The organism is Cedecea colo, from assembly GCF_011808225.1.
Taxonomy (GTDB): Bacteria; Pseudomonadota; Gammaproteobacteria; order Enterobacterales; family Enterobacteriaceae; genus Dryocola; species Dryocola colo.
The window spans coordinates 145,866-172,455 of record NZ_SOYS01000009.1; the positions used below are offsets into that span (position 1 = coordinate 145,866).

Genomic DNA, 26,590 nt, shown 5'->3' on the forward strand with positions numbered 1-26,590 from the left:
CACGTCAGATAATTAGATTTTATTCAGCACCAGCTGGCCTTTGCCATCCAGAGGGATCTGCGTTCCGGGATCTTTATCCATACGTATCTTTCCCTGCTGATCGCCAATGCGGTAGGTCACATCGTAACCCAGCATTTTTTCTGATTTATCGTACACCGTTTTACAGCGCTGCTGTGTCGTGGTGTAGGTATCGCGATCCTGCATGGCGCCCTGTACCTGGTTACCGGCGTAACCTCCACCCAGCGCGCCAACTACAGTGGCAACGTCTTTACCGCGCCCGCCGCCAAACTGATGGCCGATGACGCCGCCCGCAACCGCACCCAGAGCAGAACCCACGATGCGGTTTTCATCCTGTACCGGAGCGCGATGCGTTACGGCCACGTTGCGGCACTCTTTACGCGGCGTTTTTACTGTCTCCTTGATTGGCGTCGCAGACACCACCTGTGCGTACTGAGGGCCGCGATCAAATACGTTCATACCTGCGACCGCGGCAACTCCAAGTGCTGCGGCCACGCCAATTCCTATACCCGCTAACATTGATTTATTCACAGGACATCCTCCCGGCTGTGTAATTGCTGGCAATTTTGCAACCAATTAAGTCCAGTGACAAATCAGATAAAGGATGAAAAGTGCTATTTTACTCTTTAAATCAACAGGTTTCAGAGAACTCCTAAGCATCAAACCTCGGCTCCATTTTCTTCTGCATTGCAGGCGTAAAAATCCGGCTCGCGCCCTGAGGGATTCCCAGAAAAAGAGACAGGCATAGCGTGATGCGATCTGCTGAATTACGTCCCTAACTTAGTGAGTACACCGCTATGCCGACACGCAGAAGATGTCAGACTTTTTTCCGCGATGCTTTAGCTCCGGTCCATAAGTATCGCCAGCGCCCCTGCCCGACGCGACTGCTGCCCTGCTAAAGGGAGCATCCCGGACTTTAACCAGTACCGGTCGACACTTCCGGGAATTGCCCAGGTTAAAAGCAAAATAAAATATGTTGACCGTTTACCGGAAACACGTATCCTCACCGCGATATGCCGCTGATTGTTAATAATTTCACCTCCCTGCTCACCCGCCAGCTTTCCCTGTGTGTCGTTGCCGTCGACTGGAGCGGATAGCCAATATCCACATTCATAAAGTTGCCGGAAGTAGCAGTCTGCGTTAGCAGCGGAACAGAAGCGGCATCTGCCACGTGCGGCGTAAGCGGATTCATCCGCGCGACTTTGGTTTCAGTCCACCGATCCACCGTTGCGGGATGTCTTGCCGCCAGCGGGATAAGCATACTGGTAATGGCTTTTGTATTAGCCGAATGAGTAATTGAGTAATTGAGTAATTGAGTAATTGAGTAATTGAGTAATTGATAAGAATATTTATTGTGAATGCACTCACCACAATTAATACGGTGGCAACTAAAATTCTGGTGCGGAGGGCGCTAAACACAGGGCAGAACTTTAGATTAACGAATGATTACAATGCTTAGCGGTTGGCCTAAAAGTAACTTAATTTTTTTACACAAATAAAACAAGGGGATAAATATAAATTCTTTCCAAATAGTTAAGTATAACAAGCGCGCAGGGAGTTAGCCGTAATAATAATCCCGCCTTTCTTTACAGCCTCCAGCTTTTAATACAATCACCCTGCAACCGAAGCTATTTCTGATATTACTCCGCAATGAAAATAATCTGGCTTTTGATATGCGACAAACAATACTTTGCGAAATAGTTAACAATCAGCGATCGGTTTATTAACGGCATCGAAATCGGCGCGTTAACGCGTCTAAATTTTCCCTGACACATTATTGCGGGCGGCCTTTCGCGGTTAACATGTTAACGTATTGTTATTAACTTGCTGTTTTCATTGAAATTTAATAAATCAGATCTGTGTCCCAAAGCTAAACCTTACAATCTGCAATGCTTTGGTCAGGAGAAAATTTAAGGGATTATTATGGTAGCTGTTGAATTCGTCATCATTATTTTATGTCTGCTTATTGGTACACGCTTTGCCGGGATGGGTCTGGGATTAATTAGCGGCATCGGACTGTTTATTCTGACCTTTATTTTTGGGCTGGCGCCGGGTAAACCACCGGTTGACGTCATGCTCACTATTCTTGCCGTTATTGGCTGCGCCGCCACGCTCCAGACCGCGGGTGGTCTGAATGTGATGATGCAGTTTGCCGAGCGTCTGCTGCGTAAACATCCTCAGCACATTACGCTGCTGGCACCGCTCACCACCTGGACGCTGACGTTTCTGTGCGGCACCGGGCACGTCGTATACACCATGTTTCCGATTATTGGCGATATCGCGCTGAAAAAAGGCATCCGCCCTGAACGTCCGATGGCCGTGGCTTCTGTTGCCTCACAGATGGCGATCACCGCCTCGCCTGTCTCCGTTGCCGTTGTGTCACTGGTTTCCATTCTGGCTGCGGGCCAGGGTATAGGGCGCGCGTGGGGCATTCTGGAAATTCTTTCAGTCTCCGTGCCGGCCTCGCTATTTGGTGTGCTGATCGCCGCGCTCTGGAGCCTGAAACGCGGTAAAAATCTGGCGGACGACGCAGAGTTTCAGGCAAAAATTGCCGACCCGAAACAGCGCGACTATATCTACGGCGGCAGTGAAACGCTGATGAACCAGACGTTTCCAAAGCAGGCATACTGGTCAACGTGGATTTTTTTTACCGGGATTCTGGTGGTAGTGGCGCTCGGTGCGCTCCCGCAGTTACGACCAGCCTTTGATGTGAAAGGCGTAATGAAGCCGTTGTCCATGAATCTGGTGATTCAGATGATGATGCTGATTGCCGGTGCGGTGATGCTTATCCTGTGCAAAGTAAATGCCACAGCCATTGCAAATGGCGCGGTGTTTAAAGCCGGGATGGTGGCGATTTTCTCGGTATTTGGCGTAGCATGGATGAGCGATACGTTTTTCCAGGCGCATCTCGAAGCGCTGAAAATGGCGCTGGAAGGCGTGGTGAAAAGCCACCCGTGGACCTACGCGATAGTGCTGTTCCTGGTTTCTAAACTGGTGAACAGCCAGGCCGCAGCCCTGACGGCGGTAGCCCCGATGGGACTGATGCTGGGCGTAGAACCCAAAATGCTGATTGCCTTCTTCCCCGCATCCTACGGTTATTTTGTGCTGCCGACCTACCCAAGCGATCTGGCCTGTATCGGCTTTGACCGCTCCGGTACCACACGCATTGGCAAATTTATCATCAACCACAGCTTTATTCTGCCGGGGTTGATCGGCGTGAGCTGCGCCTGTGTGGCGAGTTATTTACTGGTGATGACGCTCTTTTAGGGTGGCGTTAACGACGCGTTTATCCGCCCCATAAATAAAGGCGGATAAGCGTTAGCGTTTTCGCCCTAAGACTGCGGATTAATTTGCGTCTTTCTGCGGAGTGAATTTCAGCTCGATAAGCGCAATGGCCTTTTGAATCGCACGGCGAGTTACCGGATCCGCCGCCGCAGGATGGGTTGCGAAATCGATAGTCTTAAGCTGGCCTGCCATCTTGTCGCGCACTTCAACCGGGGCAATGACGTCAATCACGTCCAGAATTTGTTTAATCACCAGCTGGCAGGCGATCACGTCGGAAACCAGCTCCTGGTCGGCGGATAATTGTTCAGACATCTTTTTCTCCTGTTTCATATTGCGCGTCATAGTACATGCGCCATCAAGCACGAGGCAACAATACATTCTGAAGGCATACCGGTAGGTACGATCTGCTCTGCGGCGAGGAAGTGAGGCTCAACGTCTACCCTGATATTCACTTCACCTCGCAGAATCTTATGCCTGAAAGTGCGCAAGGCCATTCATTTAAGTACAGGACCAATAAAGTGGAATCGCGTCTCATTAAAGAGCTTCTTTTACGCCAGGTTACAAATGCGGTGACCGACATCAAGCTTATCCTTCTGCATACCCATCCGCAGAAGATGGCGCAGAAAGCGAAAGGCAGAAGATATCAAAACAGAGGAGCGGAGAGTAATTGAAGCTCCGATCGGTCACCGTTACGAAGAGCGCTGGGGCAATAACAAACTGTTCAAAACTTTTTCCACGAAGTCGCGGTACGTGAGGCTGTTTCACATCCATAAGCCTGAATTGCGGACACAAAAAAACCTGCCTCGGCAGGTTTTTTTAGCATCACGCTTTCTCAGAACATCGCGCCCGGCGGTACGTCTTTGAAGGTTTTGCAGTAGTTTTCAAACATGCTTTTCAGGATTTTGCGCAGTTTCATTATGTACTCCGGTTTTTATTTATACAGGCGTTGCTCGTTATGCGGCCTATAATATGACTTCCATCACATAAATCAATCATTTTGTGATGCCAATCACAAAAAATATCTGTAGCTTTTACAGGCTGTACCTGTCAAACCGCTTGCAAATCCGGTACTTACCTGATTATCTGTTTCGGTAAAATTTTAAAACATCATTTTAATTTCGAGCGGCAACCATGTCTGATAACCTTCCTTCCGCGCAAAAACGCGGCATATCCTTAACCGCGCTGCTGGTCGCTGGCGCATTTTTTATGGAGTTCCTCGACGGGACGGTGATAGCCACCGCTCTACCGGAGATGGCGCGAACCTTCGGCGTGGATGCCGTGGACCTGAATACAGGCATGAGCGCCTATCTGCTCACCCTTGCGGTACTTATTCCCGCCAGCGGCTGGATTGCCGACCGCTTTGGCGCGCGTAAAGTTTTTACCCTGGCGCTGGGTATTTTCACCGTCGCCTCCGTGCTGTGCGGCCTCGCCAACAGCCTTGAGCAGTTTGTCGCCATGCGCGTTTTACAGGGCACTGGCGGTGCGTTAATGGTGCCGGTAGGCCGTCTTGCAGTATTAAGAACGACGCCGAAAAACCAGCTAATCGCCGCCATAGCGACCTTAACCTGGCCTGCGCTGGTCGCCCCTATTATCGGACCGCCGCTGGGCGGGTTTATCACCAGCTATGCGTCATGGCGCTGGATTTTTTATATCAACCTTCCTCTCGGGCTTGCTGCCATGGCGCTGGCCTGGCGGCTGATACCGGACGTGCACGATGACGAGCGCCGCCCGTTTGATGGCATAGGTTTTGTCAGTACCGCGATCGCTATGATCTGTCTGGTATACGGGCTGGAAATGCTGGGCGAAGCCAGTATCAACGTTGTCGCTACGCTAGCTTTACTGACGGCGGGAGCGGCAGCGCTGTGGTTTTCACTCCGCCATTTTAAACACGCGGCGCATCCCATGATTCGGCTGGATGCGCTTAAAGTGCAGACTTTCGGCGTCACGATGTACGGCGGCTCGCTGTTTCGCACCTCGATCAGCGCCGTGCCGTTTTTACTGCCGCTGCTGTTTCAGGTTGGATTTGGCATGGATGCGTTTCATTCTGGCCTGCTGGTGCTGGCGGTATTCGCGGGCAACCTGACGATGAAACCCGGCACCACGCCGCTTATCCGTGCGCTTGGGTTTAAAAAGCTGCTCATCATTAACGGCTTGCTGAACGTGGCCGCGCTGCTTGCCTGCGCTTTCCTCACGCCACACACCGCAACGTGGATGACCATCATCATCCTGTTCCTTGGCGGACTGTTTCGTTCGATGCAGTTCACCGGCATCAGTACGCTGGCTTTTGCGGATATTCCCGCCCGGCAGATGAGCTACGCCAATACGCTATTCAGCACGGCGACCCAGCTTTCCGTAGGGCTCGGCATCACGCTTGGCGCCATCGGGATCAGGCTGGGGGAGAAAATCAGCGGGTGGCTGGGACTGAGCGCCCTGCCCGGTATCAGCATCAAAATCTCGTTTATATTGATTACGCTTATCTGCCTGATCGGACTTTTTGATTTACTGCGTCTGCCGCGCACGGCGGGCAGTTCAGTTTCAAATAAGAAGTAATGCGAGGAAGGTGCCGGCGCTAAAAAACGGCTAGCGTTTGCCAGCCGTTTTTCCCTTGATTACGCAAGGATTCCGCGAACGAACGCGGCAATCTCTTCATTCTGGCAATTTTCGAAGAAGCACTTCTGGAAGCGCTCGCCGGAAACGGCCGTTTTGACCAGCTCAGGGTCGATAGCACGCAGCGTGTCGAGATAATTCTCTTTTACCACGGCCGCTTTAACCTGGCTGAGAATACCGGCGTTACGCACCTGCGGCTCTTTACGCTCAACCGGATAACCTTCGCCTTTACGGCCGGTAAAAGCTTTTTCGAAGATGTAACGTACGTTCAGCTCGGCACCCCAGCCGAAGCCTTTAGCGAACGGCAACGCCAGCGCGTTGCCGTTGTTAATCTGCGAGAACAGGAAGGCATCCGCAGGGTCAATGCAGTAGCCGCACATCACGCCCGGATGAATATTCAGCGACATCAGCGCGCCCTGACCCGTACCGCAACCTGTAACCACAAAATCAACCGCTTTGGCGTTGAGCAAAATGCTTGCCATGATGCCCAGGTGGATGTAGGTCAGGTGATGATCCTGCTCATCGTTCATGCCGACGTTATAAACCGGATACTCTTTCTCAGCCGCAACCGCCTGCAACTCTTTAAGGATGATGGCGTTTTTGCCAGCCTGACTGTTTTCCATCATCAATGCAATTTTCATTCTTTCGTCTCCTGATTGGATCACCGGCATTCCTGAGCGAAAAGCCGTGATGAATAGTCATGGTGAAGTGCATATATGAACTAACCATACTATCTGGCAAACATACTTTCAAATTTAATGAAAAATTGTTTTAAAAAATTAAGATACGCTCACATTTCTGCTAACCGCCGGCTCCGATCGCTGCTGGCGTTGCGCAGGCCCGCTGGTTTTCCCTCTGAAAGAAACGAAAAACCTCCTGCTTGTTTAAGAAAAAATTTGCCTTAAAGATGCATTTTAGCCTGATTTTAAATAAAATTTTCTCACTTTATACCGCCGATGATCGCCGGGATTTCAGACGTGCTACCCTGTAAAAAAGTGCCAGCCGAGGCTTCATATTATGCATCGTTCTTCTTTATGTATTGCCATCCTTTTACTGGGTGGCTGCACCTTCAATAAAACGCCGGAACCGGTTAAAAGCAGCGAAGTGGCGGGCGTGGTGCGCCTTGGATTCGATCTCGCTCCGCTGCAAAAAGGAAAAGTTGATACCTTTATCGCGCAGTCTACCGCCAGCCACCAGTGTCAGCAGTGGGGATATATCGCCGCCTTCCCCTATGGTGAGCCGATAAAAACCTGTAGCCTGAGCAGCGGTGCTTTATGTCTGAATCAGAAAGTAACCCTTGAGTACCAGTGCCGCGGGGTCGGCATGGAAAAATATCTCCGGGATGAGCTGATAGTGCAATAATCGTCTCCATAGCGATATTAAGTAAAATCTGCGACGCTGCGGGAATTTATAAATCGTGCGGCGTCAGCCCTGTCTGCCAACTATATTTTTAAACAATAATAATTATTACCGCCGTTTAATTTTAAAATTAAAAAAGAATAATATTAGCAACCATTCTCATTACGGCAATTTAATAACAATTTATTTGCATTATTAACTTTAAAAAAATAGAGTAGCGCCACTGTCGGATCGCAATTAAATGGAGCTCGCTATGCTGAAAACAGATATGGTCGAAAAACTTAACCAACAAATGAATCTTGAACTGTATTCCTCTTTGCTATACCAGCAGATGAGCGCATGGTGCAGCTACCACAGCTTTGAAGGTGCCGCGGCGTTCCTGCGTCGCCATGCGACGGAAGAGATGGAACATATGCAGCGCCTGTTTGCCTATTTGACCGATACCGGAAATATGCCGCGCATTAATGCAGTGCCCACGCCCTTTAGCGAATACGAATCTCTGGACGCTTTATTTAAAGCGACCTATGAACACGAGCAGCTAATTACCAGCAAGATTAATGAACTGGCTCACGCGGCGATGACTTCTCAGGATTACCCGACCTTTAATTTCCTGCAGTGGTACGTTGCCGAGCAGCATGAAGAAGAGAAGCTGTTTAAGTCGGTGCTGGATAAACTTAGCCTGGTCGGTAAAAGTGGTGAAGGACTTTATTTTGTGGATAAAGAACTTGCCACCCTTGATACCCAGGCCTGATGTGAAGCAATAAGCGTTACCCGGGCCGAAGCGCTTGTACACTCTGGCCCGTTTTAGTTTTAATGCAGGCTGGAGTGCTGCTTGTTCTGCCAGTAGGCAAATACGCTCAGTGCGGCAGGTTTGATCTCCTCAATGCTGTCGATAAACACTTCATGCGACAGGCTATCAAGCTCATCAAACTTCTCTTCCAGCCCGTGCAGGGCAATCGGCTTGAGCATAGCGAGCAGCTCTTCAGGCATTGGCTCAACCTCCCACAGCATAACGCCGCGCATATAGCCAAAGCACCATTCTTCCACGATGGTGAACTCCTGCCCTTCAACGATGCTGGTGCCGAACAGCGGCTCGTATTGTTCCGGATAACCGCTCAGGCGTTCCGCAATATCGTTTACATGCTTGAAGGTCAGTTCAACGAACTTTTTCAACTCGTCCTCTGACTCCCAGAGCGGCTGGTCCCCTTCACCACCCCAGAATGCGGCAAACGTCGCTTCCGGCCCCACCTCTTTTGGCCCAGAAAGAATAGCGGTCAGCATGCCGTCCATTTCAGCTACATCCATAATGGAACGCTCGGTGGCGTGCCTGAGCAGCACCTCATCAAGCCATTCAATCTCTTCTTCTGTTAATGGTCCCTGGTTCATCATCCGGGCTCCTGTAGTGGCTGGGTTTTTCACACGCGCTTGTCGGTGAGCATAAGGAAATATCAGGCAAGATAGCTGGAAAGGGTTGTTACAGGCAATAAAAAAACCACCCGAAGGTGGTTTACACGACACTGCTTATCATTGATTTTATTCTTGTGTTCCCATGGTGCCCGGGGCGGGACTTGAACCCGCACAGCCATACAGCCGAGGGATTTTAAATCCCTTGTGTCTACCGATTTCACCACCCGGGCTCGGGAAGAAAGTGGAGGCGCGTTCCGGAGTCGAACCGGACTAGACGGATTTGCAATCCGCTACATAACCGCTTTGCTAACGCGCCAAAACTTTTTGCCTTTGCAGGCCATAACAGAACTTTTCTGCTACATAAATCTGGAGCGGGAAACGAGACTCGAACTCGCGACCCCGACCTTGGCAAGGTCGTGCTCTACCAACTGAGCTATTCCCGCAAATCTTTACCAGTGAATCTGCTTGCTAATCACTTGATTTTATTATCTTCCGACAGGCCATGCTGCCGTTCGATGCGTTGCATTCTACTTAGATGGCGCAATGAGTCAATGAAATTTTCCTGCACCGCGTTTCGTTTGCTGAATTTTACGCCGCTTAGATCACGGTTCGAGCAAATCACCGCGTGCGGCGGCCAGATACTGGAACATCGACCAGAAGGTTAATACCGCGGCGATAAAGAAAAGACCGATGCCGGCGTACTCAATCCACATGTTCGGACGCCACAGCATGCCAATCAGGGCCAGCATCTGCGCCATGGTTTTGGTTTTACCAATCCATGACACCGCAACGCTGCTGCGCTTACCGATTTCCGCCATCCATTCGCGCAGCGCAGAGATAATAATTTCGCGGGCGATCATGGTCGCTGCCGGCAGCGTAACCCACCAGGCGTGGTAATGTTCGACCACCAGCACAAGGGCCACGACGACCATCACCTTATCCGCTACGGGATCTAGGAATGCCCCAAAGCGGGTGCTTTGGTTCCAGCGGCGCGCGAGAAATCCGTCAAACCAGTCTGTAATGGCCGCCAGCCAGAAGATAAAAGCGCAAAGAAAAGGCGCCCAGGTGAACGGCAGATAAAAAGCCAGCACAAAGAACGGGATGAGAAAGACACGAAACAGAGTAAGCAACGTTGGGATATTAAATTGCATAGTGCCGGATAACTGTCTGTCGTAAGTGGGAATTGTCCCTATGTTGCTACAGCGGCCTCAATGTTTCAACGAGTAGTAGATCTTTTCTGCCAGCTGCTGCGAGATACCTGGCACTTTTGCGATTTCTTCAACGGATGCGTTCATTAACGGTTGCAATCCGCCCATATACTTCAACAACATCTGGCGGCGTTTTGGCCCGACGCCTTCAATGGTTTCCAGCGAGCTGGTATTTTTCACTTTGGCGCGTTTTTTCCGGTGCCCGCTAATCGCGTGATTATGCGAATCATCGCGGATATGCTGAATAACGTGCAGCGCTGGCGAATCCGGTGGTAAAGAAAAACCTTCCCCTTCCGGCTCAAAGAAAAGCGTCTCAAGGCCCGCCTTGCGGTCCGTACCTTTGGCCACGCCCAGCAACAGCGGGTGATGCTTATCCCAGGGCACGTCGAGCCCGGCAAACACCGTTTTAGCCTGGCTCAGCTGCCCTTTTCCGCCGTCTATCAAAATGACGTCCGGGATTTTGCTTTCTTCAATGGCCTTGCCATAGCGACGGCGCAGCACCTGGTTCATGGCCGCATAATCATCGCCCGGCGTGATGCCAGAAATATTGTAGCGACGGTATTCCGCACGTAGCGGACCGTTGGCATCAAACACAACGCAGGAAGCCACCGTTTGCTCGCCCATCGTGTGGCTGATATCGAAACACTCCATGCGCTTAATTTCCGGCAGCTCCAGCACCTGCGCCAACGCCTGGAGACGTTGATGGATGGTGGATTGCTGAGAAAGACGCGTGACCAGCGCCGTGGCGGCATTGGTGCGCGCCAGCTTCAGGTAGCGAGCGCGATCGCCGCGTGGTTTGGTCTGCACGTTAATGCGCCGCCCGGCCATCTCCGAAAGCGAATCAGCCAGCAGCGTTTTGTCCGGCAGCGTGAAATCGAGCAAAATTTCTCCCGGCAGGGTTCGCATCTGGCTGCCCTGCAGATAGAACTGGCCGACAAAAGTCTCGACCACTTCCGCAAGCTCGGTGCCGCCCGGCACTTTCGGGAAATAGCTGCGGCTGCCAAGAACTTTACCCTGGCGGATAAACAATACGTGTACGCAGGCCATACCGCTGTCAAACGCCACGCCGATAACGTCCAGGTCGTCGCCCATATTGGACACGAACTGCTTCTCTGTAATACGTCGCACCGCCTGGATCTGATCCCGGATACGCGCCGCGGCTTCGAATTCGAGGTTTTTACTCGCCTGCTCCATACGCTCGATAAGCTGCGTCAACACCTGATCGTCCTTGCCGGAGAGGAAAAGACGAACGTACTCCACTTGTTGGGCGTAGTCGTCTTCGCTCACTAACCCCGCCACGCAGGGGCCGAGGCAGCGCCCAATCTGGTATTGCAGGCATGGACGGGAGCGGTTGCGATAAACATTGTTCTCGCACTGGCGGATGGGGAAAACTTTTTGCAGCAGCGCAAGCGTTTCTCTTACGGCATAACCGTTAGGAAACGGGCCGAAGTATTCGCCTTTGGCATGCTTAGCGCCGCGATGCAGGGCAAGACGCGGATGCGTATCACCGCTGAGAAAGATAAACGGGTAGGATTTATCGTCACGCAGCAGCACGTTATAGCGCGGCTGATACAGCTTGATGTAGTTGTGTTCAAGCAGCAGCGCTTCCGTTTCGGTATGGGTGACGGTGACATCAATATGCTGAATAAGCGCCACCAGCGCCTCGGTTTTTCGGCTCGACAGATTGCTTCTGAAGTAGCTCGCCAGACGCTTTTTTAAATCTTTGGCTTTACCGACATAAATAACCGTACTGCTGGCGTCGTACATACGATAGACGCCGGGTTTGCTGGTGACGGTCTTAAGGAAGGCTTGTGAATCGAATGTCTCACTCACTACTGATTAACGTCTCCGCGCTGAATAAACCGTGACGAATGGCCAGATGCGTCAGCTCAACGTCGCCACTGATATTTAGTTTACTAAACATGCGGTAACGGTAACTGTTGACCGTTTTCGGGCTCAGATTAAGCTGCTCAGAGATCTCATTGACCTTCTGACCTTTGGTAATCATCAGCATAATCTGTAATTCGCGCTCAGACAAACTGGCAAACGGGGTTTCCGTTTTTTCCGGTTCTATCTGGCTTAGCGCCATCTGCTGGGCAATATCTGAAGCGATATAGCGCTGGCCGGCATGCACTAATCGAATAGCGTTGACCACGTCTCCGGGAGCCGCGCCTTTACTCAGATAGCCGGCGGCGCCCGCCTGCATCACTTTCGCCGGCAGCGGATTTTCCGTATGAATGGTCAGCATAATAACTTTGATATCTGAAGAGTAACGTACGATTTTGCGCGTGGCCTCAAGGCCGCCGATGCCGGGCATATTCATGTCCATTAACACCACATCGACCGGATGGGCGCGACACCATTTCACGGCATCCTCACCGCAATTTGTTTCACCCGATATCTTAATCCCTTTGATATCTTCAAGAATGCGTCGTATCCCTGCGCGCACCAGCTCGTGATCATCAACAAGAAGAACGTTGATCAAAGGATAACTCTCCAGAAAAGGGATAACGCTGCTAAAAGCTTAGATACTCATATTAACGGGTTTTCCGGGAAGTTTAAAATGCAAAGAATGAGAAAGCGGGATTACTCGCGTTTCGGAAATTTAGTTTTACAGCGTTCAGCAAAAAGAACGCCTGATGGAAAAGCGGTTTACCCAAAGAAGCAAAAATGCGCAATCGATTAAAAACCATAATAAATCAAGAAGATAAAAAGGTAGCCATTACCTTCAAACATACTATTTGTTAACGTTTAATAAACGAATCATAAACATTTTTACGGTAGTTCGTAGGATTCGGTTTATTATTGCTTTACAACCGGGCGGTAAAAAGAAAGACAAGCGCGCGTAAAATCTCAGCGCTATCGTAACCACTAATAAAACGATCGGCCAGTGTGTTATACTCCGCCGCCTTACAAAACCGTTGCGCCGAATGACGGTGTACTAACCAAGACTTGAGGAAAATAAATGAGCACTCCTGATTTTTCCACCGCTGACAGCAATAGCGAACTGGCTATTGAAGTCACCTGCCTGAAAGCCATGTTAACCCAGATGCTCAAAGCGATGGGCCAGGCTGACGCCGGTAAGGTTATCATTAAAATGGAAAAGCAAATCGCTCAGATGGATGACACGGCGCACGCTGAAGTGTTTGGTAATACCGTTAAGCAAATTAAACAAGCTTATCGCCAGTAGCCGGTGGGTGACGGCGGAATGCATTCTCTGTTATCCGCCGTTTTGTCGTCTGGCACGCAGAACGGGAAGTCGCTCAGATGATCCCAATCGCCGCCGCATAACAGGCGATTTGCGTTTTATTAGGCGCGTTAAACTTTTTCTGCATATTCTTCTGGTGAAAATTAACGGTATTTTCGGATATCGATAAAATCATGGCGACCTCCGCCGACGTTTTACCCTCTCCCGTCCACTGTAAAATTTCCAGCTCGCGTTTACTCAGTTTCATCGTCAGCCCGTCAACGCTGGGATCGGCCAGACGTGTAAGCGTCATCAAACTGAGTTCGGCAACATATTGCAAACGAGCGTTCAGTTCATCATCAGGCAATAATTTGCCTTTCAGCGATGAACGTGACACCGAAAGCAGCCCCGCCGCTCTGGAAGGCGACATGACGCATTGCGTAATTCCCTGCCGCAAGCCATGGTCCCGTGCGGCATCCCAAAGCGCTGGCGTATCGACAAACAGGTGGTCATTCCACGGCAGAAAGCCGCGCATGAAATTCACCGGCTTTAGCACCGGATCGATCGCAAAATAATTCTCAGCCTGATAATGCTCAAGCCAGGCCTGTGGGTAGGATGAAAACACCGACATTTTTGGGCGGGTAAAAGGTACGGGGTGGCGAACGCAGAACGCAAAATAATCAAATTCTAACGACTGAGTGTATCGATGAACCGTGGTAGTTACTTCGCAGGCTTCGGTAATAGACTGGAAAGCATCAAGCGTTTCCCGTCGCCAGCTAAAAAAATCGCAATCCGGCATTATATCTGGTATTCCTCCTGAAACCATGAGCGCTTATGGCATAAACATGTAACGCTGAGGCGTTTAATAAACACATTTATATGAGTTATCGACCAACCGGTCGGTTTCTTTAAAAATAAGGCCGCTGATTCAGATTAATATTATTTTCCCCTCCCTCACAGAGAGAGGGTTTTCGTTACTGCGTAAGAAATTTCTCCAGAAACTGCTTAGTACGCGGCTGCTGAGGATGAGCAAACAGCTCACGTGCCGGGCCTTGTTCCACAATGCGTCCCTGATCCATAAAGATTGCTCTGTCCGCAACGTCGCGCGCAAAGCTCATTTCATGGGTCACGATAACCATGGTGCGCTTTTCCTGGGCCAGTTGACGAATGGTGCTCAGCACTTCGCCTACCAGCTCCGGGTCCAGCGCCGAGGTGGGTTCATCAAATAAGATGACTTCCGGGCGCATCGCCAGCGCGCGGGCAATGGCCACACGCTGCTGTTGCCCGCCGGAGAGCCGTCGCGGATAGCTGGTTTCTTTGCCGGTCAGCCCGACTTTCGCCAGCAGCTCACGCGCACGCTCCGTCGCCTCTTCCTTTGGCTCACCTTTTACGATGACCGGCCCTTCAATAATATTTTCCAGCACCGTGCGGTGCGGGAACAGATTAAAGCTCTGGAAAACAAAGCCCACATGCTGGCGCAGTTCACGCACCCGGTTTTTCTGTTTGCTCATGGAAACCGCGGCGTCAATGGTGATATTCCCAACCTGAATCGTGCCGGATTCAGGCTGCTCCAGCAGATTGATGCAGCGCAGCAGCGTGGTTTTACCGGAGCCGCTTGGCCCGATGATCGCCACTACTTCGCCGGGCTTCACCTCCAGATCGATACCGTGCAGCACCGCCTGGCCGTGGAATTTTTTCACCAGTTGTTTTACGTCGATAGCGCTCATTTTGGCTCCCTGTCCTGGCGGTTTAACTGGTTTTCGAAGTAGTTTTGCAGGGCGGAAAGCGCCGTTGCCATTACCCAGTAAATCAGCGAAGCCGCAAGATACATGGTGAATACTTCAAGCGTACGCGAGGTGATCAGCTGCGCCTGACGGAACAGTTCCGGCACCTGAATAGTCGCCGCAAGCGAAGTGTCTTTTACCAGGCTGATGAAACTGTTGCTAAGCGGCGGTAACGCCACGCGCGCGGCCTGGGGCAGAATGGCGCGCCGCAACGTTTGCCACGGCGTCATACCAATACTTGCTGCCGCTTCCCACTGACCTTTCTCGATGGAAGAGATGGCCGCACGCAGCGTTTCAGACGCGTAGGCCGCAGTGTTGAGCGACAGCCCGATCATCGCCGCCGGAATAGGGTCCAGTTCGATACCAAACTGCGGCAGGCCGTAATAGATCATAAAGAGCTGGGCGATAAGCGGCGTGCCACGAAAAATCGACACGTAAAAACGTGACAGCAGCGAAAACGGTAGAAACGGCGACAGGCGCATCAGCGCCAGTAAAAATCCGAGGAGTAAACCGAAGAACATGCCGCCAATACTAAGCTGCAGCGTGAACACGGCGCCCCTGAGCAGATACGGTGCCGAATCCAGCACCAGTTGTAGGCTTTCTTGCATACTTAACTCACACCCTGTCTATTTATTATTATGAACTACACATGCGGATGGTAAGCGAACAGCGCAGGCGCCCCACCGGTATGCACAAAAATTATCGGTCCTTCATCTTTAAAGCGTTTTTGCGCCACGCCGTCAATTAATCCCGCCATCGCTTTGCCGGTATAAACCGGGTCGAGCAAAATACCTTCCAGCCGCGCCAGCAGTTTGATGGCCTCAAGGCCTTCTTCGTTAGGCGTGCCGTAGCCTGGCGCAAAATAGTCATCCCATAACCTGATGGGCGCGGAAGCGGTTAATTCTAAAGAATGCGCTACAGCGCGTTGCAACGCTTCCACCTTTGGCTGCTGCTGGGCGATAGTGCGGGAAACCGTTACGCCGATAAGACTGACGTCCGGCATCACCTGCTCCAGCCCAACGGCCAGCCCCGCGTGCGTGCCTGCGCTGCCGGAAGCCACAACAACGGATGAAACGCTCACCGCCCCTTCGCACTGCTGGGCAATTTCCAGCGCGCTTTCCACATAACCAAGCGCGCCAAGCGCGTTAGACCCGCCAACCGGGATCACATAAGGACGGAACCCCTGCGCTTCGAGACGCGTGGCAATTTCCTCAAGCTGCTGGTCGGGCGCGTGCAGCGCATCGCACATTTCGATTTCAGCATCAAAAAGATCGAGCAGCAGACGGTTGCCGTTGCTGAGGTAATTATCAGCATGGGTGGCAATAGGGTTTTCAAGCAGGGCGACGCATTTAAGACCAAGCTTTGCCGCAACGGCCGCCGTCTGCCGGACATGGTTCGACTGGATAGCGCCGGCGGTGACCAGCGTATCGGCACCTTCGCGCAGCGCGTCGGCGGCCAGAAACTCCAGCTTGCGCAGCTTGTTGCCGCCCATCGCTATGGGCGTGACGTCGTCACGTTTGATATAAATCTCGCGACCGAGGTAATCAGAAAAACGCGGCAGGTACTCAAGCGGCGTAGGACCGCCGATAAACTCCAGCCGCGGGAAACGTGTCAGGTTATGCAGTGACATAGGCTACTCCATTAAGGCGGAACGAAAATCCCCCATCCCTTCATTATGTACCAGCGTGGATAATTCCCGGCAAATACAAATAAAAAAAGGTGCTGTTATCAGCACCTTTCAGGCATCTGGCGGAATTATTTGGTCACGTCAGCGCCAAACCATTTTTCGGACAGTTTTGCCAGCGAGCCATCTTTTTGCATCTCAGCAATGGCTTTGTTCACCGCATCAAGCAGATCTTCGTTGCCTTTACGAATCGCCACGCCCGCTTCCTGGCGAGAGAAGGCTTCGCCCGCTACGGCCAGGGTATCTTTTGTTTTCTTCACCAGATCGAGCGCGGCGAGACGGTCAACCAGAATGGCATCGATACGGCCAACGCGCAGATCCTGATATTTCGTCGGGTCATCATCATAAGTACGGATGTCTACGCCCTGCACGTTTTCACGCAGCCACTGTTCGTAGTTGGTGCCCAGACCCACGCCAACCTTTTTACCCTTCAGGTCGGCCGCCGTTTTAATGCTGTCTTCGTTGCCTTTTTTCACCAGCGCCTGAATACCAGAAACGGTATATGGCGTGGAGAAGTCATATTTTTTCTTACGTTCGTCGGAGATGGTGACCTGGTTAATCACCACGTCAATACGTTTGGAGTCCAGCGAAGCCAGCATGCCGTCCCATTTGGTTGGTTTCAGCGCCGCTTTCACGCCAAGATGCTGGGCGAGCTGCTCGGCAAACTCCACTTCAAAACCGGTTAGCTTACCGTCGTCGCCCTGGAAGCTGAACGGAGGATAAGTTCCTTCCAGGCCCACCAGCAGCGTACCGCGATCTTTGACTTTATTGAGTAAATTTTCTGCCGCAAACGCCTGCACGCTGCTACCCGCAACCAGCGCCACCGCCAGTACGCCCATCAGCGCCCGACGTCCCACCATTGCTAATTTCATCGTTACCCCAGCTATCAATAATGTTGTTGTAGTGTAGCGAGCTGGCTTTTACCGTCAAAACCAGTCCGCTACAACTTATTCCATATTAATATATATCGGAAGTTATATGATTTTCCTGGCGGTAGGCGCAGGCCGTATCTGTGAGCTGTACCTGAAACTGCCAGTATTTGCGCAGCGCAATACGGTAGTTATTGGTGCTGGTTTGCGGAAGCCAGGCGTCCAGCGTGTCGTCATGAAGGCTCTGCAATAAAGAATGCATAGAAATGGCCTGCTCTGCAAGGTGATTACCCAGGCGGCGCAGGCGCACAACATACTCACGGACGGTGCCGTGGCTCATCTCGGTTTGTTCGAACAGATACTGCTTAAACCCGATGATATCGAAGTAGTTGCCCTGCTCTTTGCAATGCAGGTCGCCGCAAAAACGGCACAGCGCCGTCCACGCCTGTTTTTCCACCTGCCAGTCGGCGTCATCAATGAGCGTATCAAGCTGCGCAATGGTCGTTTTATTGACGATTTCGCCACGGCAGGTAAGCGTGATGCGATCCAGGAGCTTGCCGCAATGCGCGCAGTGGGTCTGTGTGTGCTTAAAATCTTTAAGGTAGCGGCTTAGAGGCCGTCTTTTTGGTTGCTGCACCGTCATGATAATTTCCAGTGGTGAGATAATCGTGCGGCACTCCTTACAACTTACCTAATTTGGTGCGTAAGCGTTTAATGGCCTGGCTGTGCAACTGACTCACGCGAGATTCCCCCACTTCCAGAACGGCGCCAATCTCCTTGAGATTCAGCTCCTCCTGATAGTAAAGCGTCAACACCAGCTGTTCGCGTTCCGGCAACGCTTCAATCGCGTCCATCACACGGCTGCGTAAATTACTCTCCAGCAAATGCTGCAGAGGATTCGCCTGCTGATGCTCCTCGGTGACCAGTTCGATACTGTCGCCATGCTCTTCACGCCACTCGTCATAAGAGAAGAGCTGGCTGTTGTTTGTATCGAGCAACATCTGGCGATAGTCCTCGAGTGGGATATTAAGCTTCGCGGCCACCTCGGTTTCAGTGGCGTTGCGTCCCAGCTCTTGCTCCAGTTGACCAATCGCTTGCGCGACCCCGCGTGCGTTACGCCTGACGCTGCGCGGCACCCAGTCACGGCTGCGCAACTCATCAAGCATCGACCCGCGAATGCGCTGCACCGCGTAGGTAGTAAATGCCGTTCCTTGCAGGGCATCGTAACGTTCCACTGCATTTAACAAACCGATGCCACCCGCCTGTAGCAGATCGTCAAGTTCCACACTCGCCGGCAATCGCACCTGCAGGCGCAATGCTTCGTGGCGCACCAGCGGGACATAACGCTGCCACAGCGAGTGTTTATCCATCACACCATCAGCGGTATACAGTGATTCCACGATAAACAGCCCTGCGTTAGTTGAGTTATCGGCATGATTATCCGTTTCTGGAGGGCTTTTAATCGCAAGAATAGTGGGTGAAAGGGGGGGTTATTTAGTGCGTAAGAGCAATTACAACGAAAAAACCCCGCCGGAGCGGGGTTTATCAGGTAAAAGATGATTAGCCCTGCAGCAGAGACAGAATCTGCTGTGGAACCTGGTTCGCTTTTGCCAGTACGGAGTTACCGGCCTGCTGGATAATCTGCGCTTTAGACATATTGGACACTTCGGTCGCATAGTCGGCGTCCTGAATACGGGACTGCGCTTCAGACAGGTTAGTAGTGGTGTTGTTCAGGTTGGTTACCGCAGAATCCAGACGGTTCTGCACCGCACCCAGAGAAGAACGGAATTTATCGATCTGGCTGATCGCGTCGTCCAGTGCTTTCAGTGGGTCAGCAGTGGATTCAGAAGCAGTGGTCGCTTCAGTGGTCAACTTGCCATCAGCAGTTTCGTAGATGGTGCCGCCAGTATCGTTGGTGATAGCACCATTGCTTTGCGCATAAAGGGTTTTAGTAGACGTACCGGTAAATGCACCGTTATCGCCTACATAGAGAATTGTATCATCCACTCCGTTTATTTCCCCTGTCACTTTGCCACCAGCACCAGCAGCTACCTCATAAGCCGTAGTTATTGGGTTATTATCAGTATCTCTAACTGGATTACCGTCAGCATCTACAGAAGCGATAGTTGCAGTAAAGCCTTTACCATCTGTAATAGCCGCCATGCTGTCAGCGCTGATATGCGCATCTTTAATCTCAACGAGCGTTTTTTCGGCTGTATAATCTGCGCCATTACCAGCGTTATCATAGATTTTACCTGCATCTGTACCGGTAGTAACGGTGAGCTTGGAGCCTTGAGAATTAGCAGCTAACGTTCCTAATGTTGCGGCGTCGTAATCAGTACCGGAACCGTCATTAGCATCAGTAGTAAGGGTGCCATCAGCTTTGAAATACATGGCAGTGCCGGTTGTATCTGTAATTTTACCGCTGTCATCAACCTTAATATCTTGAGCTGCACCGCTACCGATTTTAACCGACGCATTGAAACCATCCGCCGTCTTAATATCAGAGGTACTTACTGGTACTGATGCATAATTGCCAGCATATTCAACCTTCATGCCAGATGCCGCACCGGAGGTGACTTCGATTTTTGTATCGACCGCAGCGCCGGTATCTTGATTGGTGTTGGAAACCAGGCCATCCCATTTTGCTTCAGTGACACCGCCTGCGTTGGTTTTAGTCAGGTTGCCCTGCTTATCTAAATACAACTTGGCATTATCATCCGCGGCGGTAATTGTACCGTCCTGGGCGATATTAACATCTTGCTTTTCAGTACCAATGGTCACCGTTGCCTTAGAAACATCACCCGCGCCTGGATTGATAACGCTCAGCGCTTTCGCTGTATCTACGCCTGAAGCGTCAAAGCTGTATGATTTGGTTGCGGAATCGTACTTATATTTAGTTGTTGCAGCAACATCTAAGCCGTTTGCAGTGCCTGTAAAGTCGATGGTAGAACCATTTGTAATTTGTGCCAGTACATCCGATGCTTTTGCAGCAGCGTTCCCTTTCTCATTAGTATAAGCGGTAACGCCGCTACTATCGGTAGTACCAGCTTTATAACCAGCCAGTTTCAAATCGTCGGTAGTTGCTGCGGTATTTGCCACTTCACCTTTACCGTTAACGTTGAAGCTGTTCAGACCCAGAGTAGAAGAGTCGATTTTTTTCAGATCGATAGTGATAGTTTCACCATCATTGGCGCCAACCTGAATTTTCATGGAACCATCTTTTGCCAGCACGTTCACGCCGTTAAACGTTGTCTGGCCGGATACGCGATCAATTTCATCCAGACGGGATTTGATTTCGTCCTGGATGGAGTCCAGATCGGACTCGGAGTTAGTCCCGGTAGTCGCCTGCACGGTCAGCTCACGCACACGCTGTAAGTTGTTGTTAATTTCAGACAGTGCGCCTTCGGTGGTCTGCGCAGCAGAAATGCCGTCGTTGGCGTTACGTGCAGCCTGAGTCAGACCTTTGATGTTAGAAGTGAAACGGTTAGCAATCGCCTGGCCCGCGGCGTCATCTTTGGCGCTGTTGATACGCAGACCGGAAGACAGACGCTCAATGGCAGTAGACATTGCCGACTGGTTTTTGTTGATGTTGTTCTGAGTGATCAGCGAGAGGCTGTTGGTATTAATGACTTGTGCCATGATTTAGTTTCCTGTGTTCAAATCTACGGTTTAGATTGGGTTTCCACCCCTCGGCTTCGTCGCCGTTAAACCTGTTATCGTCTGGTCCCCAACAACCTTTAGAATTTTTTTCGCCGCCCCGAATAATTTTTAGCGCCGGAAATACTCTTTCTCCTTACCGCTATTCCCGCCATTAAAAAAAAGAAATTAACCGTAAACTTTGCCTTATTCAGGCCGATAATCCCGGTATTCATTTTATGCGTCGATACAATAAGGAATTTACATGGCAAGTATTTCAACGCTGGGAGTCGGGTCGGGCCTGGATCTAAGCAGCATACTGGACAGCCTGGAAGCGGCGGAAAAATCCACGCTAACCCCCATTTCGACTCAGCAGACCTCCTATACCGCCAAACTGAGCGCCTACGGCACGTTGAAAAGCGCGCTGGAAACCTTCCAGACCGCCAACACTGCCCTGAACAAAGCCGATTTATTTACCGCCACGACAACCGCCAGCAGCAGCACGGCTTTCAGCGCCACCACTACCGGCAGTGCGATTGCCGGGAAATATACGATTAGCGTCTCTCAGCTGGCGCAGGCGCAGACGCTGACGACTAAAAACACTCAAACCGACAGCAAAGCGGCCATCGCCACCGGCGACAGCGTGCTGACTATCCAGCAGGGCGGCGGCAAAGACCCGGTCACCATTGATATCAGCGCGGCCAACTCTTCGCTGAACGGCATTCGCGACGCCATCAATAATGCCAAAGCCGGCGTCAGCGCCAGTATTATCAACGTCGGAAACGGTGAATACCGCCTGTCTGTTACCTCTGACGATACCGGCAGCGACAACGCTATGTCCCTGAGTTTCAGCAGCAACAGCGACAGCGCCCTGAAGGACTTTATGGGCTACAACGGCACCAGCACCGACGCCGATAACGGCATGGAAGAGAGCGTTACCGCACAAAATGCCGAGCTTACTGTTAACAACGTCCCAATCGTAAACAGCAGCAACACCATCAGCGATGCGCTGGAAGACATCACTCTTAATCTGAACGATGTCACTACTGGCAACCAGACGCTGACCATTACCAACGATACATCGAAAGCTGAAAGCGCTATCAAATCCTGGGTCGACGCCTATAACTCATTGCAGGATACCTTCAGCAGCTTAACCAAATATACCGCCGTAGATGCCGGGACAGACAGCCAGGACTCCAGCAACGGCGCGCTGCTTGGCGACACTACCCTGCGCACTATCCAGACGCAGTTAAAAGGCCTGCTCAGCAATACGTCGGGTAGCGCGACATTCAAGACGCTGGCACAGATTGGTATCTCTTCGGATGCGAGTACCGGGCAGCTGGAAGTGGATGACGACAAGCTGGAAGCGGCGCTGAAAAAAGATGCTTCCGGGGTTAAAGATATGATCGTCGGCGACGGTAAAGCTACCGGTATCACTACCGTCATCGGCAGCAACCTGACCAGCTGGCTCTCCACCACCGGGATTATCCAGGCGGCAAAAGACGGCGTGAGCAAGACGCTGAATAACCTGACCAAACAATACAATGATGCCAGCGACCGCATCGACACCTTAGTCGCGCGTTATAAAGCGCAATTTACCCAACTGGACGTGCTGATGAACTCGCTGAACTCCACCAGCAGCTACCTGACTCAACAGTTCGAGTCCACCAGCAGCTCCAGCAGTAGCAGCTAATTAATTCAGGAGAAGACATGTACGGCGCAAAAGGCACTCAGGCCTACGCAAAAATCGGGGTTGAAAGCGCAGTCATGAGCGCCAGCCAACAGCAACTGGTCACCATGTTGTTTGATGGCGCGCTCAGCTCGTTAGTACGCGCTCGTCTTTTTTTGCAGGACGGCAATCTGGAAGGGAAAGGGCTTTCACTCTCTAAAGCCATCAACATCATTGAGAACGGGCTTAAAAACGGGATCGACGAAGAGAGCGGCGATGAGCTGACTCAGAATCTGGTCGCGCTTTATGCTTATATGGTGCGACGTCTCCTCCAGGCCAATTTACGTAATGATGTCAGCGCGATCGAAGAGGTCGAGAATCTGCTGAGAAACATTGCGGACGCCTGGAAAGAGGTTGCTCAGGCGCCTAACCACACTCGGGAAGCAGTCTAATGAGCCATGCACCGCAACTGTATACCCTTTATCAGCAGTTACTGGAAAAAAGTAAGAAGATGCTGCACCTCGCCCGCGAAGGATTATGGGAAGAATTAATCGCCAGTGAAATGGATTACGTTAATGCGGTGCATAAACTGACTCAATTCATGCAGGATATTCAGCCTTCAGCGCAAACGCAGGAGCAGCTTCGCCCCGTGCTCCGCGCTATTCTGAACAATGAAAGCGAAGTTAAGCGTCTGCTGCAGGCGCGTATGGCCGAGCTTGCCAAACTGGTGGGGCAATCTTCCATACAAAAATCGGTATTAACCGCCTACGGTAAACAGGGTGGACACATTCTGGCGCCGCAGGACAAACTGGATACCCTCCCCTGACGCCCTAAGGTGCGGCAAAGAAGGAGCTTTTTCGCACCAGGCATTTTCAGGTATATCATCCATAATTGAGATCCCTGTCTCATGGAACCTGACTATGCGTAACCCAACGTTGTTGCAATGCTTTCACTGGTATTCTCCTGGTGGCGGTGAGTTGTGGCCTGAAGTTGCAGCGCTGGCCCCTAATCTTAATGAAATCGGCATCAATATGGTCTGGTTGCCTCCTGCTTACAAAGGCAGCTCGGGCGGGCACTCCGTAGGCTATGACGTTTACGATCTATTCGATCTTGGGGAGTTCGATCAAAAAGGCAGCGTCGCCACTAAATACGGCGATAAGGCGCAGCTTCTGGCCGCCGTCAAGGCGCTTAAAGATAACAATATTGCGGTGTTGCTGGACGTGGTGGTGAACCACAAAATGGGTGCGGATGAGAAAGAGCACATTCGCGTTAACCGCGTCAACGCAGATAACCGTAATGAAATCGACGACGAGATCGTTGAGTGTGAGGCCTGGACGCGCTACACCTTCCCCGCCCGCGAAGGCAAATATTCCCGCTTCATCTGGGACTACAAATGCTTTAGCGGCGTAGACCATATCGAAAATCCCGACGAAGAAGGCATCTTTAAAATCATCAACGATTACACCGGCGAGGGCTGGAACGAGCAGGTGGATGACGAGCTGGGAAACTTCGATTATCTGATGGGGAATAATATCGACTTCCGTAACCACGCGGTGACGGAAGAAATCAAATACTGGGCGCGCTGGGTGATGCAGGAAACCGGCTGCGACGGTTTTCGCCTTGATGCCGTCAAACATATTCCCGCCTGGTTCTATAAAGAATGGATAGAGCACGTCCAGGACGTAACGGAAACGCCCCTGTTTATCGTGGCGGAATACTGGTCACATGACGTTGATAAGCTTCAGGAGTATATCGCTCAGGTGGAAGGCAAAACGATGCTGTTTGACGCCCCGCTACAGATGAACTTTCACCAGGCTTCGCAGCAGGGCCACGACTACGATATGAGTCAAATCTTCACCGGCACGCTGGTGGAGGCCGATCCGTTCCACGCCGTGACGCTGGTAGCCAATCACGATACCCAGCCGCTACAGTCGCTTGAAGCGCCCGTTGAGGCCTGGTTTAAACCCCTCGCCTACGCCTTAATTTTACTGCGTGAGAACGGCGTTCCTTCCGTGTTTTATCCCGACCTTTTCGGCGCAAGCTATGACGATGAGGGCGGCGACGGCGAAACCTATCACATTGACATGCCGATAGTGGAACATCTCGACGATCTGATTCACGCCCGCGAACGCTTCGCCCACGGCGTGCAAACGCTTTATTTCGATCATCCAAACTGTATCGCGTTTAGCCGCAGCGGCACGGATGACTATCCAGGCTGCGTGGTCGTGCTCTCTAACGGCGATGAAGGTGAAAAAACCATTGAGCTTGGCGAAAACTACGGCAGCAAAAACTGGCGGGACTATCTGGGCAACCGGGAAGAGACCCTCACCACCGATGAAAACGGCAGCGCAACATTTACCTGCAATGGCGGAAGCGTGAGCGTGTGGGTGCTGGAAGACGTGCTGTGATGGTTAGTCCTCTCCTCCGGGAGAGGACCATGCCGCCCGCCGCGACGAAGCCGCAAAATTTATCCTAAGCTTATATTTACCCATAAGGCCTTTTGGCTACTGAAAAGTAGTTAGCGAGAAACCCGTAGATGAATTTTGTAACCTGGACCGCCGCGTCTGGTGCTTTGCTGTTATTGATGTCGTTAAGCTATGGCTGGATCAGCCGCAGCGTCGTTCCTCTTTTTGGTCTTTATCTGCTGGTTGGTATTGTCTGCGGCCCCTGGGTTCTGAACCTGCTCAATATTGATATCGTCAAATATTCCACCATCATCGCCCACGTTTCCGAAGTGGCAATGGCGGCGTCGCTATTTATGACCGGCCTAAAAATCCGCATACCCTTCAGGTCGGCAGGCTGGAAAATGGGCGTGCTGCTGGCGGGCCCCGCCATGTTACTGACCGTGGGCAGTATTATGCTTGCCGCGCATTATCTTCTGGGGATGAGCTGGCCCATCTCGCTTGCCTTCGCGGCGATCATCGCGCCGACCGATCCGGTACTGGCCAGCCTGATTGCCATTAACGACGCACGCGACGACGATAGCCTGCGCCTGTCGCTTTCCACCGAGGCGGGGATGAACGACGGCACCGCCTTGCCTCTGCTGGTGCTGGCGCTGATGCTTTTTAGCAGCAGCGACGGGATAACCCCATCGGCGCTTGCCCACTGGTTTACGATAGAAGTGATCTGGGCCCTGGTCGCAGGCGTCTTTATCGGCTACATGCTGGGATACGCCGTCGGGCTGCTGGCTACGCATTTCCGCTATACCCAGCGCGAGTTTGCGCCAAGTGATTTTATTGCGCTGTCGCTGATAGCGCTTAGCTACGCCATTGCGCTTTCGCTTGGCGCTTCGGGTTTCCTCGCCGCTTTTGCCGCGGGGGTTGGGTTAAGGAAAGCGGAGATTAAAGTTCAGCGCTATTTCCCCGAAGAGCGCGAGGAAGAAGACGGCACCGCGTTGCCGGCTGAAATCATGGTTAATCCGCATCAAAGACACGAATTTGCAGAAACAACCCGCGTAAAAGCAATGGGGCTGGTGATCGGCGACGCCCTCTCTTTTGGCGATACCGTCGAGCGCCTTTTTGCCGCCGTACTGATCATCATTCTGGGCATCACCCTTGCCCAGCACTGGCAGCCCGACGGGCTTCTGATAGCGGCGCTGCTTTTTATCATTATTCGCCCGCTGGCGGTATACGCGGTGACGTGGGGCGTCTCAACGCCCGCATATCAGCGTATGGCTATTAGCTGGCTCGGTATACGCGGCATAGGAAGCCTGAACTATATCGCTTATGCCTGGACGCACGGCATGCGCGGCGATGAGGCCAACTATATGATGGACTGCGCGCTAACGCTGGTGGTGGCAAGCGTCATAGTGCATGGCATTTCCGTGAACCCTTTACTGGCGTTACGGCGCAAGCAAACGTAATGGACTGCGGGG

Annotated in this window: 27 protein-coding genes, 3 tRNA genes and 1 pseudogene; 11 read left to right on the forward strand and 20 right to left on the reverse strand. The window is 51.8% G+C overall.

The genetic code is table 11. The features are described from left to right. Positions 1-12: 12 nt before the first annotated feature. The gene (locus E2L00_RS17490; RefSeq protein WP_167613918.1) at positions 13-549 is read right to left on the reverse strand and encodes a glycine zipper 2TM domain-containing protein; all 537 of its coding nucleotides are present in this window, start codon (positions 547-549) and stop codon (positions 13-15) included. A 266-nt stretch (positions 550-815) separates the two neighbouring features. On the opposite strand from E2L00_RS17490, the pseudogene E2L00_RS21740 reads away from it, so the two are divergent. Continuing rightward, positions 816-1,112, forward strand: a pseudogene (locus E2L00_RS21740) (IS4 family transposase); the annotation flags it as partial. Here E2L00_RS21740 and E2L00_RS17495 read toward each other — a convergent pair. Further along, positions 1,022-1,279, reverse strand: coding sequence for a hypothetical protein (locus E2L00_RS17495; protein ID WP_167613920.1), 258 nt, complete (start codon positions 1,277-1,279; stop codon positions 1,022-1,024). The pseudogene E2L00_RS21740 and the gene E2L00_RS17495 sit on opposite strands and share 91 nt — an antisense overlap. A gap of 662 nt (positions 1,280-1,941) precedes the next feature. Here E2L00_RS17495 and E2L00_RS17500 point away from each other — a divergent pair. Next, positions 1,942-3,285 carry an anaerobic C4-dicarboxylate transporter gene (locus tag E2L00_RS17500; protein ID WP_167613922.1) on the forward strand — a complete coding sequence of 448 codons (1,344 nt, stop codon included), beginning with the start codon at positions 1,942-1,944 and terminating at the stop codon, positions 3,283-3,285. A gap of 78 nt (positions 3,286-3,363) precedes the next feature. On the opposite strand, the gene E2L00_RS17505 is transcribed toward E2L00_RS17500, so the two are convergent. Continuing rightward, positions 3,364-3,615 (reverse strand): DUF2766 family protein, encoded by a 252-nt coding sequence (locus tag E2L00_RS17505; RefSeq protein ID WP_167613924.1) that lies wholly within the window; start codon positions 3,613-3,615, stop codon positions 3,364-3,366. A gap of 520 nt (positions 3,616-4,135) precedes the next feature. Next, positions 4,136-4,219 carry a stress response protein AzuC gene (gene azuC, locus E2L00_RS17510; protein WP_014229869.1) on the reverse strand — a complete coding sequence of 28 codons (84 nt, stop codon included), beginning with the start codon at positions 4,217-4,219 and terminating at the stop codon, positions 4,136-4,138. Between the two features lie 215 nt (positions 4,220-4,434). Between azuC and E2L00_RS17515 the strand changes: the two genes are divergently transcribed. Next, a complete protein-coding gene (locus tag E2L00_RS17515) occupies positions 4,435-5,853 on the forward strand; it encodes an MFS transporter (protein ID WP_167613926.1) in 1,419 nt (472 codons plus the stop codon). A 59-nt stretch (positions 5,854-5,912) separates the two neighbouring features. On the opposite strand, the gene E2L00_RS17520 is transcribed toward E2L00_RS17515, so the two are convergent. Beyond that, complete coding sequence (locus E2L00_RS17520) at positions 5,913-6,551, reverse strand: RpiB/LacA/LacB family sugar-phosphate isomerase (RefSeq protein WP_167613928.1); 639 nt, start codon at positions 6,549-6,551, stop codon at positions 5,913-5,915. Positions 6,552-6,927: 376 nt separating this feature from the next. On the opposite strand from E2L00_RS17520, the gene yecR reads away from it, so the two are divergent. Beyond that, the gene (gene yecR / locus E2L00_RS17525) at positions 6,928-7,272 is read left to right on the forward strand and encodes a YecR family lipoprotein (RefSeq protein ID WP_167613930.1); all 345 of its coding nucleotides are present in this window, start codon (positions 6,928-6,930) and stop codon (positions 7,270-7,272) included. A gap of 250 nt (positions 7,273-7,522) precedes the next feature. Next, entirely contained in the window at positions 7,523-8,020 is a 498-nt protein-coding gene (ftnA, locus tag E2L00_RS17530) for a non-heme ferritin (RefSeq protein WP_167613933.1), read from the forward strand. Between the two features lie 59 nt (positions 8,021-8,079). Here the strand turns inward: ftnA and E2L00_RS17535 are convergent, their stop codons facing one another. From E2L00_RS17535 to uvrY, 7 genes are all read right to left on the reverse strand, one after another. Further along, positions 8,080-8,658, reverse strand: coding sequence for a UPF0149 family protein (locus E2L00_RS17535; RefSeq protein WP_236127773.1), 579 nt, complete (start codon positions 8,656-8,658; stop codon positions 8,080-8,082). Between the two features lie 161 nt (positions 8,659-8,819). After that, positions 8,820-8,906 (reverse strand) — tRNA-Leu (locus tag E2L00_RS17540). A 12-nt stretch (positions 8,907-8,918) separates the two neighbouring features. Then, positions 8,919-8,992 (reverse strand) — tRNA-Cys (locus tag E2L00_RS17545). A gap of 51 nt (positions 8,993-9,043) precedes the next feature. Continuing rightward, a tRNA-Gly gene (locus E2L00_RS17550) sits at positions 9,044-9,119 on the reverse strand. 159 nt (positions 9,120-9,278) lie between these two features. Next, on the reverse strand, positions 9,279-9,827 hold the full coding sequence (gene pgsA, locus E2L00_RS17555) for a CDP-diacylglycerol--glycerol-3-phosphate 3-phosphatidyltransferase (protein WP_167613936.1): 549 nt from the start codon (positions 9,825-9,827) through the stop codon (positions 9,279-9,281). Positions 9,828-9,884: 57 nt separating this feature from the next. Next, complete coding sequence (uvrC, locus tag E2L00_RS17560) at positions 9,885-11,717, reverse strand: excinuclease ABC subunit UvrC (RefSeq protein ID WP_167613939.1); 1,833 nt, start codon at positions 11,715-11,717, stop codon at positions 9,885-9,887. Further along, positions 11,710-12,369 (reverse strand): UvrY/SirA/GacA family response regulator transcription factor, encoded by a 660-nt coding sequence (gene uvrY, locus E2L00_RS17565; protein ID WP_167613942.1) that lies wholly within the window; start codon positions 12,367-12,369, stop codon positions 11,710-11,712. The genes uvrC and uvrY overlap by 8 nt, the downstream gene beginning before the upstream one ends. Before the next feature lie 480 nt (positions 12,370-12,849). On the opposite strand from uvrY, the gene E2L00_RS17570 reads away from it, so the two are divergent. Then, positions 12,850-13,074 (forward strand): DUF2594 family protein, encoded by a 225-nt coding sequence (locus E2L00_RS17570; protein WP_167613945.1) that lies wholly within the window; start codon positions 12,850-12,852, stop codon positions 13,072-13,074. Positions 13,075-13,147: 73 nt separating this feature from the next. Here E2L00_RS17570 and sdiA read toward each other — a convergent pair whose 3' ends face one another. From sdiA to E2L00_RS17610, 8 genes are all read right to left on the reverse strand, one after another. Then, complete coding sequence (gene sdiA, locus E2L00_RS17575) at positions 13,148-13,870, reverse strand: quorum-sensing transcriptional regulator SdiA (RefSeq protein ID WP_167613948.1); 723 nt, start codon at positions 13,868-13,870, stop codon at positions 13,148-13,150. Positions 13,871-14,045: 175 nt separating this feature from the next. Then, positions 14,046-14,798 (reverse strand): L-cystine ABC transporter ATP-binding protein TcyN, encoded by a 753-nt coding sequence (gene tcyN, locus E2L00_RS17580; RefSeq protein WP_167613951.1) that lies wholly within the window; start codon positions 14,796-14,798, stop codon positions 14,046-14,048. After that, complete coding sequence (gene tcyL, locus E2L00_RS17585) at positions 14,795-15,463, reverse strand: cystine ABC transporter permease (RefSeq protein WP_167613953.1); 669 nt, start codon at positions 15,461-15,463, stop codon at positions 14,795-14,797. The genes tcyN and tcyL overlap by 4 nt, the downstream gene beginning before the upstream one ends. 35 nt (positions 15,464-15,498) lie before the next feature. Beyond that, complete coding sequence (gene dcyD / locus E2L00_RS17590; protein ID WP_167613955.1) at positions 15,499-16,485, reverse strand: D-cysteine desulfhydrase; 987 nt, start codon at positions 16,483-16,485, stop codon at positions 15,499-15,501. Positions 16,486-16,610: 125 nt separating this feature from the next. Next, entirely contained in the window at positions 16,611-17,411 is an 801-nt protein-coding gene (gene tcyJ / locus E2L00_RS17595) for a cystine ABC transporter substrate-binding protein (RefSeq protein WP_167613958.1), read from the reverse strand. A gap of 85 nt (positions 17,412-17,496) precedes the next feature. After that, on the reverse strand, positions 17,497-18,051 hold the full coding sequence (gene fliZ / locus E2L00_RS17600) for a flagella biosynthesis regulatory protein FliZ (protein WP_167613962.1): 555 nt from the start codon (positions 18,049-18,051) through the stop codon (positions 17,497-17,499). Between the two features lie 37 nt (positions 18,052-18,088). Beyond that, a complete protein-coding gene (locus tag E2L00_RS17605; protein WP_167613965.1) occupies positions 18,089-18,808 on the reverse strand; it encodes an RNA polymerase sigma factor FliA in 720 nt (239 codons plus the stop codon). Between the two features lie 160 nt (positions 18,809-18,968). Then, positions 18,969-21,050 (reverse strand): flagellin N-terminal helical domain-containing protein, encoded by a 2,082-nt coding sequence (locus E2L00_RS17610; protein WP_167613969.1) that lies wholly within the window; start codon positions 21,048-21,050, stop codon positions 18,969-18,971. A gap of 262 nt (positions 21,051-21,312) precedes the next feature. On the opposite strand from E2L00_RS17610, the gene fliD reads away from it, so the two are divergent. From fliD to E2L00_RS17635, 5 genes are all read left to right on the forward strand, one after another. After that, positions 21,313-22,740, forward strand: coding sequence for a flagellar filament capping protein FliD (gene fliD, locus E2L00_RS17615; RefSeq protein ID WP_167613972.1), 1,428 nt, complete (start codon positions 21,313-21,315; stop codon positions 22,738-22,740). 17 nt (positions 22,741-22,757) lie between these two features. Then, positions 22,758-23,168 (forward strand): flagellar export chaperone FliS, encoded by a 411-nt coding sequence (fliS, locus tag E2L00_RS17620; protein WP_167613975.1) that lies wholly within the window; start codon positions 22,758-22,760, stop codon positions 23,166-23,168. Continuing rightward, positions 23,168-23,542 carry a flagella biosynthesis regulatory protein FliT gene (gene fliT / locus E2L00_RS17625; protein ID WP_167613980.1) on the forward strand — a complete coding sequence of 125 codons (375 nt, stop codon included), beginning with the start codon at positions 23,168-23,170 and terminating at the stop codon, positions 23,540-23,542. Before fliS ends, fliT begins: the two co-directional genes overlap by 1 nt. Before the next feature lie 94 nt (positions 23,543-23,636). Next, a complete protein-coding gene (gene amyA, locus E2L00_RS17630) occupies positions 23,637-25,124 on the forward strand; it encodes an alpha-amylase (RefSeq protein WP_167613983.1) in 1,488 nt (495 codons plus the stop codon). A 128-nt stretch (positions 25,125-25,252) separates the two neighbouring features. Next, a complete protein-coding gene (locus E2L00_RS17635; protein WP_167613986.1) occupies positions 25,253-26,578 on the forward strand; it encodes a cation:proton antiporter in 1,326 nt (441 codons plus the stop codon). Positions 26,579-26,590: the final 12 nt, after the last annotated feature.